15 protein-coding genes are annotated in these 15,871 nt (G+C 69.2%); 9 read left to right on the forward strand and 6 right to left on the reverse strand.

The genetic code is table 11. From position 1 onward, the window contains the following. Nucleotides 1-96 precede the first annotated feature (96 nt). The 6 genes from GBZ48_RS19970 (at nt 97) to GBZ48_RS19995 (ending at nt 6,201) form a co-directional block, all read left to right on the forward strand. Nucleotides 97-759 (forward strand): CoA transferase subunit A, encoded by a 663-nt coding sequence (locus tag GBZ48_RS19970; RefSeq protein WP_174472599.1) that lies wholly within the window; start codon nt 97-99, stop codon nt 757-759. After that, nucleotides 752-1,408: a 3-oxoacid CoA-transferase subunit B gene (locus GBZ48_RS19975; protein WP_174472600.1), complete on the forward strand. Its 657-nt coding sequence runs from the start codon at nt 752-754 to the stop codon at nt 1,406-1,408. Before GBZ48_RS19970 ends, GBZ48_RS19975 begins: the two co-directional genes overlap by 8 nt. Nucleotides 1,409-1,524: 116 nt before the next feature. Further along, nucleotides 1,525-2,898 carry a TIGR00366 family protein gene (locus tag GBZ48_RS19980; protein ID WP_174472601.1) on the forward strand — a complete coding sequence of 458 codons (1,374 nt, stop codon included), beginning with the start codon at nt 1,525-1,527 and terminating at the stop codon, nt 2,896-2,898. Between the two features lie 89 nt (nt 2,899-2,987). Then, nucleotides 2,988-4,163, forward strand: coding sequence for an acetyl-CoA C-acetyltransferase (locus GBZ48_RS19985; RefSeq protein WP_174472602.1), 1,176 nt, complete (start codon nt 2,988-2,990; stop codon nt 4,161-4,163). A gap of 83 nt (nt 4,164-4,246) precedes the next feature. Beyond that, on the forward strand, nt 4,247-4,462 hold the full coding sequence (locus tag GBZ48_RS19990) for a hypothetical protein (RefSeq protein WP_174472603.1): 216 nt from the start codon (nt 4,247-4,249) through the stop codon (nt 4,460-4,462). A 47-nt stretch (nt 4,463-4,509) separates the two neighbouring features. Continuing rightward, on the forward strand, nt 4,510-6,201 hold the full coding sequence (locus tag GBZ48_RS19995) for a methyl-accepting chemotaxis protein (RefSeq protein ID WP_174472604.1): 1,692 nt from the start codon (nt 4,510-4,512) through the stop codon (nt 6,199-6,201). Between the two features lie 83 nt (nt 6,202-6,284). Here GBZ48_RS19995 and GBZ48_RS20000 read toward each other — a convergent pair whose 3' ends face one another. Genes GBZ48_RS20000 through GBZ48_RS20020 form a run of 5 tightly spaced genes read right to left on the reverse strand, consistent with a single transcriptional unit; the run spans nt 6,285 to nt 12,637 of the window. Then, nucleotides 6,285-7,262 (reverse strand): phosphatidate cytidylyltransferase, encoded by a 978-nt coding sequence (locus GBZ48_RS20000; RefSeq protein ID WP_211105820.1) that lies wholly within the window; start codon nt 7,260-7,262, stop codon nt 6,285-6,287. Then, on the reverse strand, nt 7,259-7,933 hold the full coding sequence (locus GBZ48_RS20005) for a lysophospholipid acyltransferase family protein (protein WP_174472605.1): 675 nt from the start codon (nt 7,931-7,933) through the stop codon (nt 7,259-7,261). The genes GBZ48_RS20000 and GBZ48_RS20005 overlap by 4 nt, the downstream gene beginning before the upstream one ends. Further along, nucleotides 7,930-8,622: a CDP-alcohol phosphatidyltransferase family protein gene (locus GBZ48_RS20010; RefSeq protein ID WP_174472606.1), complete on the reverse strand. Its 693-nt coding sequence runs from the start codon at nt 8,620-8,622 to the stop codon at nt 7,930-7,932. Before GBZ48_RS20010 ends, GBZ48_RS20005 begins: the two co-directional genes overlap by 4 nt. Continuing rightward, nucleotides 8,619-12,044 carry an acyl-[ACP]--phospholipid O-acyltransferase gene (locus GBZ48_RS20015; protein WP_174472607.1) on the reverse strand — a complete coding sequence of 1,142 codons (3,426 nt, stop codon included), beginning with the start codon at nt 12,042-12,044 and terminating at the stop codon, nt 8,619-8,621. The genes GBZ48_RS20010 and GBZ48_RS20015 overlap by 4 nt, the downstream gene beginning before the upstream one ends. Continuing rightward, a complete protein-coding gene (locus GBZ48_RS20020; protein ID WP_174472608.1) occupies nt 12,041-12,637 on the reverse strand; it encodes a TetR/AcrR family transcriptional regulator in 597 nt (198 codons plus the stop codon). The genes GBZ48_RS20015 and GBZ48_RS20020 overlap by 4 nt, the downstream gene beginning before the upstream one ends. 217 nt (nt 12,638-12,854) lie before the next feature. Here GBZ48_RS20020 and GBZ48_RS20025 point away from each other — a divergent pair, with 217 nt between their 5' ends. Genes GBZ48_RS20025 through GBZ48_RS20035 form a run of 3 tightly spaced genes read left to right on the forward strand, consistent with a single transcriptional unit; the run spans nt 12,855 to nt 15,085 of the window. Beyond that, the gene (locus tag GBZ48_RS20025; protein ID WP_174472609.1) at nt 12,855-13,268 is read left to right on the forward strand and encodes a DUF350 domain-containing protein; all 414 of its coding nucleotides are present in this window, start codon (nt 12,855-12,857) and stop codon (nt 13,266-13,268) included. Between the two features lie 19 nt (nt 13,269-13,287). After that, the gene (locus GBZ48_RS20030) at nt 13,288-13,872 is read left to right on the forward strand and encodes a DUF1190 domain-containing protein (protein WP_174472610.1); all 585 of its coding nucleotides are present in this window, start codon (nt 13,288-13,290) and stop codon (nt 13,870-13,872) included. A 4-nt stretch (nt 13,873-13,876) separates the two neighbouring features. Beyond that, nucleotides 13,877-15,085 carry a glutathionylspermidine synthase family protein gene (locus GBZ48_RS20035; RefSeq protein WP_174472611.1) on the forward strand — a complete coding sequence of 403 codons (1,209 nt, stop codon included), beginning with the start codon at nt 13,877-13,879 and terminating at the stop codon, nt 15,083-15,085. Nucleotides 15,086-15,097: 12 nt separating this feature from the next. Here the strand turns inward: GBZ48_RS20035 and GBZ48_RS20040 are convergent, their stop codons facing one another. Further along, nucleotides 15,098-15,862, reverse strand: a complete 765-nt coding sequence (locus tag GBZ48_RS20040) for an isochorismatase family protein (RefSeq protein ID WP_174472612.1) — start codon at nt 15,860-15,862, stop codon at nt 15,098-15,100. Nucleotides 15,863-15,871: the final 9 nt, after the last annotated feature.

A 15,871-nucleotide genomic window follows, 5' to 3' on the forward strand; every position in this document is an offset into this window, starting at 1 on the left:
AGGGTCCCCTTCCGGGATCCCGGGGCGGGCTCCGCGCCCGCGGGGCTGCCGGCGGAAATCGATCCGTCGCACCCCGACGTCCAAGGGAGACGTCGAATGAGTAAAGTGCGAAAGCTGGAAGAGGCCGTTGCCATGATTCCCGATGGCGCGGTTCTGATGATTGGGGGATTCATGGGGGTCGGCACGCCGCCCCACCTGATCGATGAACTGCTCCGCCAGGGCAAGCGCGACCTGACGGTCATCGCCAACGACACCGCCCGCCCCACCGTGGGGATCGGCCGGCTGGTTTCGGCGAAGGCGGTGCGCAAGGTGATCGCCAGCCACATCGGCACCAATTCCGAGACCCAGCGCCAGATGATCGCCGGCGAGACGGTGGTCGAGTTGGTGCCGCAGGGCACGCTGGCCGAACGGGTGCGCGCCGGCGGCTTCGGGCTGGGCGGCGTGCTGACCCCCACCGGTGTCGGCACGGTGGTCGAGGAGGGCAAGCAGCGCATCGAGCTGGACGGCACGGTCTATCTGCTGGAGACGGCGCTGAAGGCCGATTTCGCCCTGATCGCCGCCAAGCGGGCCGATTATCTGGGGAATCTCGAATACGCGCTGACGGCGCGCAACTTCAACCCGCTGATGGCGATGGCCGCCGAAACGGTGATCGCCGAGGCCGAGGACATCGTGCCGGTGGGCGTCATTCCGCCCGACAGCGTCGTCACCCCGAATGTGCTGGTCGACTGCCTGGTCGCCAAGGAGCGTCGCCATGGATGAGAAAACCCTGATCGCCAAGCGCGTCGCGCTGGAACTGCGGCCGGGCAACCTGGTGAATCTCGGCATCGGCCTGCCCACCATGGTCGCCGCCCACCTGCCGGCCGGCGTCAACGTCTTCTTCCAGTCGGAGAACGGCATCGTCGGCATGGCCCCGGTCCCCGAACCGGGAGCGGAGAACGAGGATCTGAGCGATGCCGGCGGCAGCCCCATCGGTGCCGTTCCGGGGGCCGCGTCCTTCGACAGCGCGATGTCCTTCGGCCTGATCCGCGGCGGGCATCTCGACGTCACTGTGCTGGGCGGCCTCCAGATCGACGAGGAGGGGCGGCTCGCCAACTGGATGGTGCCCGGCAAGATGGTGCCCGGCATGGGCGGTGCGATGGATCTGGTCTCCGGCGCCAAGCGGGTGATCGTCGCCATGCAGCACAGCGCCAAGGGCACGCCCAAGATCGTCAAGCGCTGCGAACTGCCGCTGACCTCGGTCCGGCGGGTCGACCTGATCGTCACCGAACTGGCGGTGATCGAGCCGACGGACAAGGGGCTGGTGCTGCGGGAAGTGGCACCCGGCGTCACGGTCGCCGACGTGCTGGCCCAGACCGGGGCCGAGCTGATCGTCCCGTCCGCCGTGCCGACCATGCCGGTCGCCGTCTGACCGCCGCCATCCACGCATCGGTCCATTTTGATCGTTGGGGGGAACCGTCCTCCCCGCGCCGTCCGGCCGTGCAGCCGGCGGCGCGGGAACGGCCCCCCTCGTGCCGGAGACCCGCCATGAGCGTCACCACAGCCCCCCCGCCGGCGCCGGAGACCAGCGCCCGCTTCAACCCGATCACGCCGATTTCCCGTGCGCTGACCTGGCTGGTCAGCCGCTATCTGCCCGACCCGCTGATCTTCGCCATCATCCTGACCGTGCTGACCTTCGGCTTCGCCTGGTGGCTGACGCCGAGCGGGCCGGTCGATCTGGTGCGCATGTGGGGCAACGGCTTCTGGAACCTGCTGGCCTTCTCGATGCAGATGGCGCTGGTGCTGGTCACCGGCCATGCGCTCGCCAGCTCCGAGCCGGTACGCAACGTCATGGGCCGGGTGGCCTCCATCGCCAGGACGCCGGCCCAGGGCGTTATGCTGGTCTGCTTCGCCGCCGCGGTAACCAACGTCGTCAACTGGGGCTTCGGCCTCGTCGTCGGCGCCATGTTCGCCCGCGAGGTGGCCCGCCGCGTGCCGAAATCCGACTACCGGCTGCTGATCGCCTCGGCCTATATCGGCTTCATGACGTGGCACGGCGGCTTCTCCGCCTCGGTTCCGCTGGTCGCCGCGACCAAGGGCAACCCGATGGAGAAGACGGTCGGCCTGATCCCGATCTCCGACACCATCTTCACCACCTACAATGTCGGCATCACGCTGGCGCTGATCGTCGTCCTGCCGCTGATCTGCTGGATGATGCACCCGAAGCCGCATGAAGTGGTGGCGGTCGATCCCGCTCTGCTGAAGCCGGAACCCTCGACCAAGCGCGTCCTCGGCCCCGACGCCAGCCCGGCTGAAAAGCTGGAGGAGAGCCGCATCCTTGGCTTCGTCGTCGCCGCACTCGGCATCGGCTACCTGTTCCTGCACTTCCAGGCCAAGGGCTTCGACCTCAACATCAACACGGTCAACCTGATCATGCTGGTGGCCGGCCTGATCCTGCACGGCACGCCAATGGCCTATGCCCGCGCCGTCGCCAACGCCGCCCGCGGCACCGCCGGCATCATGGTGCAGTTCCCCTTCTATGCCGGCATCCAGATCATGATGGAGCATTCCGGCCTGGGCGGTCTGATCACCAACCTGTTCGTCGACATCGCCAACAAGGAAACCTTCCCGGTCCTCGCCTTCCTGTCGTCGGGCCTGATCAACTTCGCCGTCCCGTCGGGCGGCGGCCATTGGGTGGTCCAGGGTCCGTTCATCATGCCGGCCGCCCAGCAGCTCGGCGTCGATCTCGGCAAGGCGGCGATGGCCATCGCCTATGGCGAGGAGTGGATGAACATGGCGCAGCCCTTCTGGGCGCTGCCGGCGCTCGCCATCGCCGGGCTGGGGGTGCGCGACATCATGGGCTACTGCGCGACGGCCCTGGTCATCACGCTGCCCATCTTCCTGATCGGCCTCTACTTCTGACCATCAACGACCAATCGGCCGCCGCGCTCCACGGATGGACGCGGCGGCCTTCCTTCCTGCAAGACAAAATTGTTCCGGAGGAGTCCTCCATGACCGAGATCGTCATCGCCAGCGCGGTCCGCACCGCCATCGGCAGCTTCAACGGCGCGCTGGCGTCCGTCCCCGCCCATGAACTCGGCGCCGCTGCGATCCGCGAGGCGCTGTCGCGCGCCCACACCGACGCCGCCGAGGTGTCCGAGGTAATCCTGGGCCAGGTGCTGACCGCCGGCCAGGGCCAGAACCCCGCCCGTCAGGCCGCGGTCAAGGCCGGCATCCCGGTCGAGAAGACCGCCTTCGGCATCAATCAGGTCTGCGGGTCGGGCCTGCGCGCGGTGGCGCTCGGCTGGCAGGCCATCCGCACCGGCGACGCCGAGGTGATGGTGGTCGGCGGCCAGGAGAACATGAGCCTGTCGCCCCACCTCATGCATCTGCGCAACGGCACCAAGATGGGCACGGCCGAGATGCTCGACAGCATGATCCGGGACGGGCTGTGGGAGGCCTTCCACAATTACCACATGGGCACCACCGCCGAGAATGTCGCCCGCGCCTGGGACCTGAGCCGCGAGCGGCAGGACCGTTTCGCGCTGGCCTCGCAGCAGAAGGCGGAGGCCGCGCAGAAGGCCGGCCGCTTCCGGGACGAGATCGTGCCGGTGACCATCAAGGGCCGCAAGGGAGACACCATCGTCGACAGCGACGAGTATCCCAAGCACGGCACGACGCTGGAGGCGCTGGCCAAGCTGCGCCCGGCCTTCGCCAAGGACGGCACGGTGACTGCCGGCAACGCCTCCGGCCTCAATGACGGAGCCGCCGCGCTGGTGCTGATGACGGCGGAGAACGCCGCCCGACGCGGGCTGACTCCGCTGGCGCGCATCGCCTCCTGGGCGACGGCCGGCGTCGATCCCAGCATCATGGGCACCGGGCCGATCCCGGCCTCGAAGCTGGCCTTGCAGAAGGCCGGCTGGTCGGTGGACGACCTCGACCTGATCGAGGCCAACGAGGCTTTCGCGGCGCAGGCGCTGGCGGTCAATGCCGGCATGGGCTGGGACGAGGGCCGGGTCAACGTGAATGGCGGCGCCATCGCGCTCGGCCATCCCATCGGTGCGTCGGGGGCCCGCATTCTGGTCAGCCTGCTGCATGAGATGGGCCGGCGCGACGCCCGCAAGGGCCTCGCCACCCTGTGCATCGGCGGCGGCATGGGCGTCGCCCTCTGCGTCGAGCGCGCCTGATCCAAGCGAGACATGCGGAGCCGCCGATACCACCACATGGCGGCGGCTCCGCGACCATTTGTACCCTTTTGAAGGAAAGTAGTATGGCAGAGATTATCGAAGTGTCCGTCACCCTCCACATCGCGGTCGCCGACGCCTCTGACGGGCAGGCCCTCGCCCTGCGGGCGGCGGAGCATTTCAGCCATGTCAGTCATGCCCAGATCGCCGCGTTCAACGAGGTGAACCGGGTCCATTCCGCAGACCAGGGCACCGTCGAAGCGGTGACCAGCATCGTCGCCGGTGCGGGCCGCGGCTCGTAACGTCGGTCCGGCCCCCGGAAGCGGGCCGGAAAGAGGGAAACACAATCATGCGTTTGTCGGAGCTGCCGTTGCGGTGGCGAATCGGATTCCTCGCGTCGCTGTCGATCATCGCCGCCGGGCTGGTGGCGGCGGTCGGCGGCCATTTCGTCAACCGTGCGCTGGTCGAGCAGCGGATGAACAGCGTCCGCTTCATCGCCGAGAGCGGCGGCAGCATCGCCGCCCGCTTCCACAAGCTGGCGCAGGACGGTGTGATGAGCGAGGAGGACGCCAAGGACCGCGCCAAAACGGCGATCGGCGCCATGCGCTACGCCGACGGGGAGTATCTGTGGATCTGGACCTCGCAGATCGTCAACGTCATGCACGCCAACCCGGCGCTGATCGGCAAGAGCGGTGCCGAGATCCGCGACCGCAACGGCGTCTACGTCATCCGCGAGGCGGTGCGCGGCGCCCTGACGCCGGTGCCGGAGTTCGTGACCTACGAATGGCCGCGTCCCAGCGATCCCAAGGGGCCGACCTATGAGAAGCTCGCCTACTCCGTCCATTTCGAGCCGTGGGACTGGGTGATCGGCACCGGCGTCTATACCGACGATTTGCGCTCGGCCTTCGTCGGCATGATGACCGTGTTCGGGCTGGTGGTCGCCGGGCTGTCGGCGCTGGCCCTTCTGCTGGGCTGGGCGGTCGCCCGCAGCGTGACGCGTCCGCTGTCGCGCGTGCATGGCGTCATGCTGCGCCTTGCCGACCATGATCTGGAGGCCGAGGTGCCCGAGCGTGGGCGGCGGGACGAGATCGGCGGCATGGCGCGCACGCTTGAGGTCTTCAAGGAGAACATCCTGCGCAATCGCCAGATGGAGCAGGAGCGCCGCAGCGCCGCTGCCCAGGCGGACGCGGAAAAGCGGGCGGCGGTGGTCGATCTGGCGAACCGGTTCGAAAGCCGGGTCGGCCGCATCGTCGACCAGCTCGGCCTGTCGGCCAGCGGCTTCCAGCAAACCGCCTCGCAGCTGTCCGGCGCGGTCCGCAAGGCCGAGCAGGACTGCACGTCGGTGGCGTCGGCCTCGGAGCAGGCGTCGGTCAATGTGCAGGCCGTCGCCTCCGCCGCGGAGGAGATGTCGACGGCGATCCGCGGCCTGTCGGGACGGGTGGTGCAGGCGGCCCAGCGGTCCAAGGTGACCGCCGAGCGGGCGGAGCAGGCGCGCGGCCATCTGGATGCGCTGTCCACCGCCATCGAGCAGGTCGATCAGGTCGTCGCGTCGATCAACGCCGTCGCCTCCCAGACCAATCTGCTGGCGCTGAACGCGACCATCGAGGCGGCGCGCGCCGGCGAAGCGGGCAAGGGATTCGCCGTGGTCGCCAGCGAGGTCAAGAATCTGGCGAGCCAGACCCATGCGATGACCGAGCAGATCGGCCAACAGATCGGCACCGTGAAGGCGGCGTCGGACCGGACCGTGGAGGCGATGCGCGGCATCATCGGCCAGGTGGAGCAGATCGACCAGTCGGCTGCCGAGATGGCCGCTTCGGTCGAGCAGCAGAGTGCGGCGACCGACGAAATCAGCCGCAACGCCCAGCAGGCCGCCCTCGGCACCAACGAGGTCTCGCACAGCGTGGTCGACATCCAGAAGGCCGAGCGGGAGAGCGGGGTGGCGGCCGGTCAGGTCAAGCAGTCCGCGGACACGCTGGCGACCGATGCGGCCTTGCTGAAACGCGAACTCGATGCGTTCCTGGCGGAAATCCGTGCCGCCTGAGACTTGTTCGGTGCGTGATTGCACGAACGCCCCGGTTCGCAGGAGCCGGGGCGTTCGTGTGTCTGGACTGCGGACGCTGTCGGTCAGGTGAACCAGTAACGCGTGAGATGGAAGAACAGCGGCGCGGAGAACACGACGGAATCGAGACGGTCGAGGACGCCGCCATGCCCTTCGATCATCGTGCCCCAATCCTTGACGCCAAGATCGCGCTTCATCGCCGACAGGACGAAGCCGCCGAAGAAACCGGCGATGACGATGATCAGCGACATCCCCGCCGCCTGGAGCGGCGTGAAGGGAGTGATGACGTGCAGGCCGGTGCCGATTGCAACGGCGGTCAGCCCGCCGCCGACCAGCCCCTCCACCGTCTTGGACGGGCTGATGCCGGGCGACAGCCGCGTCTTGCCCCACAGCTTGCCGAACACATACTGGAAGACGTCGCTCAGCTGCGCCACCGTCATCAGGTACAGCAGCAGCAGGGCGGGGGGCAGGCTGTAGCCGGGGATGTCGAGCCACAGCAGGGCCGGCGCATGGCTGGTGCAGTAGACCGCCAGCATCAGGCCCCACTGCGCCTTGGCGGTGCGGGTCAGGAAGTCGGTGGTGTCGGCGCCCAGCACCGACAGCGACGGCAGCGCCATGAACACATAGACCGGGATGAAGATCGAGAACAGCCCGTACCAGCCGATCCCGACCAGCCAGTATTGCAGCGGCACGACCACGAAGAAGGACAGGAACAGCCCGGCATGGTCGCCGCGCCGGGTGGGCGTCAGCGTGATGAACTCGCGCAGCGCCATATAGGAGAGCAGGGCGAACAGCACCAGCGTCACCCCGCTGCCCAGCAGCATCGCCGCGGCGAACAGCGCCACCATCACCCACCAGGACCGGATGCGGGCGTTCAGGTTGCGCACCGTGTCGCGCCCGGCCGGCGTCTTCACCCGATAGGCCAGGACGGCGCCGATCAGTGTGGCGACGACCAGCAGGCCGAGGGCGGCGCCCGACAGCCAGAGGAACAGCGGATCGGTGGTCGTGAAGACAGTCATCACTGAGTTGATCACGCTGCTCATCGGGCGGTCCGTTGGTCGGAAGGTTGGGAGGCTGGTTGGGAATTGGGCTGGGAGGTGGGCCGGGACAGCGACACCAGCGCGTCGCGCGCCCGTCCCAGAAATGCCGCCTTGTCCTCGCCCTCGATTCCTTGCAGCGGCGCGCCGAAGCGCATGGTGCAGATCAGCGGCACCAGCAGAGGCATGCCCTTCGGCATCACGCGGTGCAAATTCTCGATAAAGACGGGAACCAGTTCCGCCGCCGGCACCCGTTGGGAAAGGTGGTAAAGCCCGCTCTTGAACGGCGCCACGGTGCCGTCGCCGCGCGTGCCTTCGGGGAAGAGGATCAGCGACTGACCGCTTTCCAGCACCGCCGCCATGGCGTCCATCACCTCCGCCGTCGCCTTGCCGGTGCGGTCGACCAGCAGCGCGTTCAGGCAGCCCACCGCCACCGCACGGCGCAGGGCCGAACCGCCCCAATAGTCGAGCGCCGCCACCGGATGGGTGCGCACCCGCAGCTTCGCCGGCAGGGCCGCCATGACGGCCAGCGTGTCGAGGTGGCTGGTGTGGTTGGCGAAATAGATGCGCGGGACGTCGGCGGGGGCGCTGCCCTCCCAGCTTGCGCGGGCGCCGACCAGCAGGCGGGTCAGCCCGAGAAGACCGTGGCGGAGCGCCGGTTGGAACAGGGGGATCATGACCGGACCTCCGGCTTGAGGGCTTCCAGATGTTGGGCATTCAGGCGGCGGGCGATGCCGAGCGTGCGCGTCGCGACGGTCAGCAGGCTGCCGGCCGTGATGATCCAGGCCGCTGCGAGCAGGCTGTAGCGCGTGCCCCACAGCGCATGCTCGACCGCCTGGGCGAGCAGGGCGACGGTGAGGGCGGCCATGCGGCGCTGCTTGGCCATCACGCCGCCGAAATCCTGCGCCAGCCCCAGGGCGCCGCCGAAGGTGCGGACATAGGCGGTCATCATGGCGGCCAGCGCCGCCGCCCAGCCGAGCCAGGGCAGGCCGGCGGCATAGCCCAGCGGCACCAGGAAGGCGGTGTCGGCGACACGGTCGGGAATCTCGTTGTAGAGCGCGCCGACCGGCGACCCCTTGCCGCCCTCGACCGCGACCATGCCGTCGAGCAGGTTGCACACGAGGCGCAACTGGACGCACAGCGCGGCGCCGATCCAGGCCAGCACGCCGCCCTGGAGCAGAAGGGCGCCGCCGATCGCCGCCCACACCGCCGACAGCAGCGAGATCTGGTTGGGGGTCACCGGCGTCGTGGTCAGCCACGCCGCCAACCGTTGCGCCCAGCGGGCCGACCGGGTGGCGATGGGGCGGCGGTCGGCGGCCGGCTTGGCGGCGGCAGTTTTTTCGGCGGTTGCGGAGGTCTCCATCATGCAGGCTCCTTGGCTGCGGCCGCCGCGGCGAACCGCGTCACGGCCGGATAATCGGTCTTGCCGGTGCCCAGCAGCGGGACGGCGTCGATGCGCAGGATGTCGCGCGGAATGGCGATCTCGGGCGCTCCCCTGGCCCGTGCGGCGGCGACCAGCGCATCGCGGGTCAGCGTGGCGCCGGTGGTCGCCAGCACGATCCGCTCGCCGCGCTTGGCATCGGGCAGGGCGACGGCGGCATGCGTGGCGTCCGGGTCGGCGAGGCTCGCCAGTTCTTCGACGAGGCCGAGCGGGATCATCTCGCCCGCCACCTTGGCGAAGCGCTTGACCCGCCCGACGATGCGGATGAAGCCGTCGGCGTCGATCTCGACGATGTCGCCGGTGTCGTGCCAGCCATCCTGCGGCGGCTGGATCACGCCGGGACGGTCGGCGTGCAGGTACCCCTTCATCACGTTCGGCCCGCGCACCCGCAGCCGCCCGCCGGCATCGACGCCGGGCACCGGCACCAGTTCGGTCTCGATGCCGGGCAGGGCCTGCCCGACGCTGCCGGGACGGAAGCGGGCCGGGGTGTTGACGGCGATCACCGGCGCGGTCTCGGTGGTGCCGTAGCCCTCCAGCAGATGGACGCGCAGCCGTTCGGTGTAGACGCGCCGCGTCTCGTCCTGAAGCCGCTCGGCCCCGGCGAAGACGAGGCGCAGCGAGCGGTAGTCGTAGGGGTCGGCCGACCGCGCCCAGGCATTCAGGAAGAAGTCGGTGCCGAACAGGACGGTGGCGTTGGTCTGGTAGACCAGTTCCGGGATCAGCCGGACATGGCGCGGGTTGGGGTAGAGCACTGTCTTCACGCCGTTGAGGATCGGCAGCAGCATGCCACCGGTCAGGCCGAAGGAGTGGAAGACGGGCAGGCAGTTGAACACCACGTCCTGCCGGTTGAAATCCACCACCGACGCCACCTGCGCCATGTTGGCGAGCAGGTTGCCGTGGCTGAGCGCCACCCCCTTGGGCGGCCCCTCCGACCCGGAGGTGAAGAGGATGGCGGCGATGTCGTCGCTGTTTCCCTGCGGCGGAAGCAGCCGTTCCGGTGCCAGCAGCGCCGCCAGGGCGCGCAGCTTGTCGCCCAGCCGCAGCCCGCGCTTGACCTCTTCCAGATGGATGATGGCGTGGTCGGCGGCCAGCGCCTCGACCAGCGCGCCGAGGCGGGCCTTCTCGATGAACTGGGCGGACGTGACGATCCGGCGCACCCCGGCGGCCCGGCAGGCGGCCTTCACCGCGTCCGGCCCGGCGGTGAAGTTCAGCATGGCGGCCGGCCGGCCATGGGCGGCGAGGCCGAAGAACACCGCCGCCGTCGGCGAGGCGGTCGGCAGCAGCACGCCCACCGGCTCGCCCGCTTCCGTGCCGCGCGTCAGGATGCGGCCGAGCACCAGGGCGCGGGCCGCCAGCGCACGGTAGGACAGGGTGGAGAAATCACCGTCCTGCACGGCCTCTTCCCGCGCCCCGGCCTTGGCCCGGGCGTCGAGCAGGGCCAGCATCAGCGTCTCCTGCCGCGGCCGGGCGGCGAAGACGCTTTCCGTCATCACGCGCGACAGCCAGGATTTCAGGGCGGCGCGCCGCTTCTTGCCGACCAGACCGCCCCCTGGACCGCCGACATCCGGGGTCGTCACCGGCGGCAGCACGGTGATGGTGATGTGCGGGAACAGGCCGAGCCGCAGCCGGCCCTTCATCCGCGACAAAACCGAGCGCTGGGCACCTTCGATGCAGACCGGCACCACCGGGCAGCGCGCCTTGTCGGCCAGCATGCCGGGGCCGCCGTTGATCTTCATCAGCGACCCGGTGACGGTGATCCGCCCCTCCGGGAAGACGCAGACCTTGTCGCCCTGGTCGAGCGCGCGGGCCAGGATCCGGGTGCCGAGCGGGTTGGTCGGATCGATGGTGACATGGTCGGCGATTGCCAGGAACGGCTTGACCAGCGGGTGTTTGGCGATGTGGGTGTCGACCGCGAAGCGCATGCCCGGCAGGAAGGCGGCGAGCAGAGCGCCGTCCAGAAAGGACTGGTGGTTCGGCGTCACCACGGCGGCGCCGTCGAGATTCGTCAGATGCTCCGCCCCGCGGACCTCGACACGGAAGGCCAGCCGGAACAGGCCGCGGAAGACGGCGCGCATCAGCGCCTGCGCATCGACGGCGAGCGCCATCACGACGGCAACCGCCATGCTGGCGCCGCCCACCGAGGCGACCGTCAGCGGCGAGGCTCCCAGCGCCAGCATCCCGGCGGCGACGGCCGAACCGGCCACCATGTAGAGCGCATTGACCACATAGGCGGCGGCGATGACGCGGGCACGGGCCCCCGGCGCCGCCCGATGCTGGATCAGCGCATAGAGCGGAACGGCGAAGGCCCCCCCGGCGGCGGCGATGACGAAGAGGTCGGCCAGCAGCGGCAGCGCCCAGGGCTGGGCCAGCAGGGCCATCGGCGACAGCGGTACCAAAGCCGGGGCGGCCGGGGTCAGCAGAGGCAGGACGGCGCCGGCCAGGGCGGCGACCAGACCGGCCAGCGCGGCGCGGCCGGCATCGGCGGTGGACGGGGTACGGTGGCTGAGGCCGGCGAACACCGAGCCGGCGGCCACGCCGATGGCGAACACCGCCAGCAGCAGGGTGGCGCCGCCGCTGTCCGTCCCCAGCGTCTCGCGGGCGATGGACGGGAATTGCGCCATCACCACCGCACCGACGCCCCAGAACACCGAGATGCCATGGATCGCCCGCATCGACGCCCGGTCACCGGCGACCGAGCGCAGCACGCGCACCGTCACCGCCAGCGGGTTGAGCCCGACAGCCACCGCCGGATCGGCATTGCCGGCGCGCGGGATGAACAGCGACGCGGCCAGACCCAGCAGCGCGGAAGCGCCCAGCATGCCCGGCACTGCCCAGGGATGGAGCAGGGCAAGCGAGCCGCCGGCGATGGTGCCCAGCAGGATGGCGACGAAGGTTCCGGCCTCGACCAGACCGTTGGCGGCGGTCAGTTCGGAGGGGTGGAGCAGGTCGGGCAGCAGGCCGTACTTGACCGGCCCGAACAGCGTCGAATGGGCGCCCATGCCTACCAGCGCGACGATCAGGACCGGCAGGTCGGCGGCGACGATGCCCCAGGAGGCCAGCGCCATCAGCCCGATTTCCGCCAGCTTGACGATGCGGGCGATCACCGTGCGGTCATAACGGTCGGCCAGTTGGCCGGCACTGGCGGACAGCAGCAGGAAAGGCAGGGTGAAAGCGCCCGCCGCCAGGGTCGAGATCATCGCTCCGCTGAGTACGCCATCGCCGGACACGCCATAGACCGCCAGCACCGCGATGGCGCCGCGCAGGACATTGTCGCCGAAGGCGCCGAGGAACTGGGCGAGGAACAGCGGCAGGAAGCGCCGCGACGCGAGAAGGGATGATGCGTTCATCGTCCGGCTCCGGTCCTGGCGGTGGCGGGGGCGGTGGGGGTTGCGATGCCGGTGAGGATCGCGTCCGCAATCGGGTCAGCGAGGCTGGAGAGCGGCGCCGTCTGCCGGCCGTAAACCTGCGACTGCACGTTCAGCACGATGGCGCCGATGACGATGTGGGACAGCGCATCGCGGTCGGCCGGCACGATGCTGCCCTCCGCAATCCCGTCGGCGACGATGCCGCAGATCACGTCGACCGGCGTTTCCTGGCCGCTCGGCACCAGCGGCAGCGATTCATGCTGCGACAGCAGAAGGAAGCGGGTGCGGTCGGGGGCAGCCTCCGCCAGATGGAAGGCGTGATGGATGACCCGCCGCAGCCGCTCCGGCGCCGGACCCTGGCCCGCCGCCTCGCGCAGGCTCTGCGACATGGCCGTGTATTCCGCCGCGAACAGGTCGGCCGCCAACTCCTCCTTGCTCGGCCAGTGGCGATACAGCGCTCCCTCCGATACCCCGGCGGACCGGGCGATGTCGCGGACCGTCGTCGCCTTCACCCCTTTCTGGGCGAACAGCGCGATGGCGGCATCGCGGACCCTGTGGCGAACGTCGGTGGACATGACGCCTCCATGTGAATGAATGTTCACTCACAAGGTGACGAGGCCACTTCACGGGCGCAACGACGAAAAAGTATAGGGTGCAACATTGCTGTCTCAGCTCATGGATATACCACCTATGAGCTGCGGCGCTTCGCCCCCCGCCATCCCGATCCGTCCTTGTCGAACGCCCTTCAACGATGCAACGCTAGGAAGTGGCGATGCAACGTTGGATGAAGATATGACGCCGGTTCTCCAGTCTCTGACAACCCTTCCGTCATATTTGCTCTTCGCCGTCGTGATGCTGGGGTTCCTGCTGCTGTTCATCCTGGCCTACACCGCCGTCACCCCCTATCGCGACTTGGCCCTGGTCCGGCAGGGGAACACGACCGCGGCCCTGACCCTGGGCGGCGCCATGATCGGCTTCGCCCTGCCGTTGATGAGCGTCGCCTCCCACACCACCAGCCTCGTCGATCTGGCGGTGTGGGGCGTGATCGCACTGGTGTCGCAGCTGTTGGTCTACGTCATCGGCTCACGCGTGCTGCTGCCGGATTTCCGCGCCGGTGTCGAGGCCGACCGCACCGCCTACGGCATCCTGCTCGCCAGCCTGTCCATAGCGGTCGGGCTGCTGAACTACGGCTCGCTGACCTATTGATCAGAGGAAAGGCTTTCCGATGAAGCGCTCGCGCACCGTGGCGGCCCTGCTGCTGGGCGGCATCAGCCCGCTCCTGTTCGCCTGCGGCGAGGACGGGCCTGAAGAGGCGACCGTCTATCCCTCCGTTGAAGCCTGCACCGCCGAGAAGCCGGCAAGCGACTGCGCCGAGGCCTTTGCCGCTGCCCGCCAGGAGCATCTGGCCGGTGCTCCCCGTTTCTCCAGCCGGGAAGCCTGCGAGGCGGAGATGGGCGACGGTGCCTGTACTCCGGCCAACGAGGGCGTGGGGAGCGGCACGGGCAGCATCTTCGTTCCGGCGCTGGTCGGCTTCATGATCGGCCGCAGCCTGACCGGTGGCTATGCCCAGCCGGTCTATTTCGACCGCCAGGGCTATGCCCGCAGCGGCAACACCCGGATCGCCGAGACGCCGCTGCCGCCGCAGCGCCGGGACGAAATCCGTCAGGGCAGCGGGGGCGTGGCCTCCAGTTCCGGCTCCTACTACCGGCCGGGCTCGGGCAATTCGGGCAAATCCTTCACGGTCACCACGAGCGGGCGCAGCGCCGGGTTCGGTTCGACCGGGTCGTCGCGCGGCTTCTCGGGGAGTTGAGGCGATGGAACGCGTGACCACAGCCCCCCGCCCGCAGTGGCAGGCCAAGCTCGACGAGATCGGCTTTCCCTTCCACACCGATGCCGACGGCACGGCCTATTGGGATGAAAGCGCTTATTGGCGCTTCTCCCTCGCCGAAATCGAAACGCTGGAGGAGGCCGCCGAAGAGGTCTACCGGCTCTGCGAGGAGGCGGTCGGCCATGTCGTGACGCGCGGCCTGTACGAGGCGGTCGGACTTCCCCGCTGGGCGGCTCCCGCCATCGAGACGAGCTGGGCGGAGCGTGAGGGGCGGGACATGGCGCTCTATGCCCGTTTCGACTTCGCCTGGGACGGCAAGGGCGGGCCGCCCAAGGCGCTGGAGCTGAATGCGGAAACGCCGACCTCGCTCTACGAGACCGCCGTCGCCCAATGGTGCTGGCTTCAGGACGTCCATCCCGACGCCGACCAGTTCAACAGCCTGGAGGAAGCCCTGGTCGAGCGCTGGCAGGCGCGGATGCAGGCCTTTCCCGCGCTGGCATCGCAGGCCGAGGCGGTGCATTTCGCCTGCCTGATGCCGCATCCGGAGGACGAGGCGACCATCGCCTATCTCCAGACCCTGGCCCTGCGCGCCGGCATGACCACCAAGGCGATGCCGATTCAGGCGATCCGCTACGACGATGCTTCCGGCTGTTTCCTGGACGATGCCGGCCTGCCGATCCGGCACCTGATGAAGCTCTATCCCTGGGACTGGATGATCCGGGAGGAGACCGGCCGCGAACTGGTGACCGCCGCTACGCAAGGGCGGATCCGGATGATCGAGCCGGCCTGGAAGATGGTGATGGCGTCGAAGGGGCTGTTCGCCCTCCTTTGGGAGCTGAACCCCGGCCATCCCAACCTGCTGCAGACCGCGCTCGACCGCGCCGGCTTTCCGGCGGGAGCCACGGTGGTGGCGAAGCCGCTGCTCGGCCGCGAGGGCAGCAACGTCAGCATCGCCACCCTCGACGCCGCCGGCTTTCCGGCCGGGCAGCCCATCGCCCAGACCGAAGGACCCTATGGCGAGGAAGGCTGGGTGTACCAGTCCTTCACGCCCTTGGCGGAGGCCGACGGCAACCACGCCGTCTTCGGCGTCTGGATGGCCGGCGACAAGCCCTGCGGTCTGGGCATCCGCGAGGACCGCGCGCTGATCACCGGCAACACCAGCCGTTTCGTCCCACACCTGATCGCGCCGCCCTGACGGCGTTTGCGGTCACGCGCCGCCGAAGACAAGCCCGTCAGCGATGATGGCGCCGCTCGCCTGCATCAGGTACAGCCCGATGTGGTGGGCGACCGCCTGCGGGTGGGCCGCGGTGTCGGGCAGGCCGAGGCTGCGGGCGGTGGCGAGCGGCAGATCGTAGGTGGAGCAGCCCGGCTCATACACGACGACCTCGCGCAATGGTCCGGTCATGCCGTGGTTGCGCGCCGACAGCAGGGCCTGCACCGCCTGAAGCACGCAGATGTCGGTGCAGATGCCGTCCACCACCAGCGTCTCGATGCCGTTGGCGGCGATCCAGTCGAACAGCCGGTTTTGGCCGGTCGTCAGGTCGGTCGTCCCGACCACGCCGTTGATGCAGTCCTTGCGCATCAGCGTGACGCCGGGGGTGCCGTCCAGCCAGGACAGCTCCTCGACCAGATTCTCCTCGCCGGTTCCGGCCTCGCAGTGGGGCGGGTAGGGGTATTCGGGCTTGCCCGGCTCATGGGTGTCGAGGAACACCGCGATGGGATAGCCGGCCGAGAGGAACTGCCGGTTCGTGCGGTCGATCTCGGCGATCATGCGGGTGACCTGGGCATTGGCGACCAGCGGCGCCAGATTGCCGCCGCCGATGGCGGCGAACCCGTTCACCGGATCGACGTCGAGCTTCCCAACCCGCTTGCCGGTCAGCGAGACGACGGTGCTGCGCACCGGCAGGGCGGCGGCGACGGACTCCAACGCAGCGGCGGGGTCGATGGAGGGGCTGATAATGGTCTCGGTCATGGCGTCTCT

Origin of the sequence: Azospirillum melinis (assembly GCF_013340935.1) — a bacterium.
In the GTDB taxonomy this organism is placed as follows: Bacteria; Pseudomonadota; Alphaproteobacteria; order Azospirillales; family Azospirillaceae; genus Azospirillum; species Azospirillum melinis.

Excerpts from the sequence above, each read along its gene's own strand:
- GBZ48_RS19970 (WP_174472599.1), top strand. The coding sequence starts at position 97 with ATGAGTAAAGTGCGAAAGCTGGAAGAGGCCGTTGCCATGATTCCCGAT.
- GBZ48_RS19975 (WP_174472600.1), top strand. The coding sequence starts at position 752 with ATGGATGAGAAAACCCTGATCGCCAAGCGCGTCGCGCTGGAACTGCGG.
- GBZ48_RS19980 (WP_174472601.1), top strand. The coding sequence starts at position 1,525 with ATGAGCGTCACCACAGCCCCCCCGCCGGCGCCGGAGACCAGCGCCCGC.
- GBZ48_RS19985 (WP_174472602.1), top strand. The coding sequence starts at position 2,988 with ATGACCGAGATCGTCATCGCCAGCGCGGTCCGCACCGCCATCGGCAGC.
- GBZ48_RS19990 (WP_174472603.1), top strand. The coding sequence starts at position 4,247 with ATGGCAGAGATTATCGAAGTGTCCGTCACCCTCCACATCGCGGTCGCC.
- GBZ48_RS19995 (WP_174472604.1), top strand. The coding sequence starts at position 4,510 with ATGCGTTTGTCGGAGCTGCCGTTGCGGTGGCGAATCGGATTCCTCGCG.
- GBZ48_RS20000 (WP_211105820.1), bottom strand. The coding sequence starts at position 7,262 with ATGAGCAGCGTGATCAACTCAGTGATGACTGTCTTCACGACCACCGAT.
- GBZ48_RS20005 (WP_174472605.1), bottom strand. The coding sequence starts at position 7,933 with ATGATCCCCCTGTTCCAACCGGCGCTCCGCCACGGTCTTCTCGGGCTG.
- GBZ48_RS20010 (WP_174472606.1), bottom strand. The coding sequence starts at position 8,622 with ATGATGGAGACCTCCGCAACCGCCGAAAAAACTGCCGCCGCCAAGCCG.
- GBZ48_RS20015 (WP_174472607.1), bottom strand. The coding sequence starts at position 12,044 with ATGAACGCATCATCCCTTCTCGCGTCGCGGCGCTTCCTGCCGCTGTTC.
- GBZ48_RS20020 (WP_174472608.1), bottom strand. The coding sequence starts at position 12,637 with ATGTCCACCGACGTTCGCCACAGGGTCCGCGATGCCGCCATCGCGCTG.
- GBZ48_RS20025 (WP_174472609.1), top strand. The coding sequence starts at position 12,855 with ATGACGCCGGTTCTCCAGTCTCTGACAACCCTTCCGTCATATTTGCTC.
- GBZ48_RS20030 (WP_174472610.1), top strand. The coding sequence starts at position 13,288 with ATGAAGCGCTCGCGCACCGTGGCGGCCCTGCTGCTGGGCGGCATCAGC.
- GBZ48_RS20035 (WP_174472611.1), top strand. The coding sequence starts at position 13,877 with ATGGAACGCGTGACCACAGCCCCCCGCCCGCAGTGGCAGGCCAAGCTC.
- GBZ48_RS20040 (WP_174472612.1), bottom strand. The coding sequence starts at position 15,862 with ATGACCGAGACCATTATCAGCCCCTCCATCGACCCCGCCGCTGCGTTG.